Raw genomic sequence first — 384 nt, 5'->3', positions numbered from 1 at the left:
GAGCTAATCCTCCAAAATGGTGACCCCTACGGGATTCGAACCCGTGTTACCGCCGTGAAAGGGCGGTGTCTTAACCGCTTGACCAAGGGGCCAATATGAAATTAAAATGGCGGAGAGCAAGGGATTTGAACCCTTGATACGCGGTTAGCGTATACACGATTTCCAATCGTGCTCCTTCGGCCACTCGGACAGCTCTCCATTTGGCTCCGCAGGTAGGATTCGAACCTACGACCGTTCGGTTAACAGCCGAATGCTCTACCACTGAGCTACTGCGGAATAATGATATTTGTAAAACAGCCCGGCAGCGTCCTACTCTCACAAGGGGACAGCCCCTAACTACCATCGGCGCTGAGAAGCTTAACTTCCGTGTTCGGTATGGGAACG

At 52.3% G+C, this 384-nt stretch carries 3 tRNA genes and 1 rRNA gene; all 4 read right to left on the bottom strand.

The features are described 5' to 3' along the window. Window positions 1-17 precede the first annotated feature (17 nt). Window positions 18-92 (bottom strand) — tRNA-Glu (locus tag BK139_RS23400). A 15-nt stretch (window positions 93-107) separates the two neighbouring features. Further along, window positions 108-198 (bottom strand) — tRNA-Ser (locus BK139_RS23395). Between the two features lie 3 nt (window positions 199-201). Then, window positions 202-276 (bottom strand) — tRNA-Asn (locus BK139_RS23390). Between the two features lie 20 nt (window positions 277-296). Next, a 5S ribosomal RNA gene (rrf, locus tag BK139_RS23385) occupies window positions 297-384 on the bottom strand; the annotation flags it as partial.

Origin of the sequence: Paenibacillus sp. FSL R5-0490 (genome assembly GCF_001956215.1) — a bacterium.
Taxonomy (GTDB): Bacteria; Bacillota; Bacilli; order Bacillales; family Cytobacillaceae; genus Cytobacillus.
Note: the sequence above shows the minus strand (reverse complement) of the source record. Positions and strands in the feature narration are given on the sequence as shown.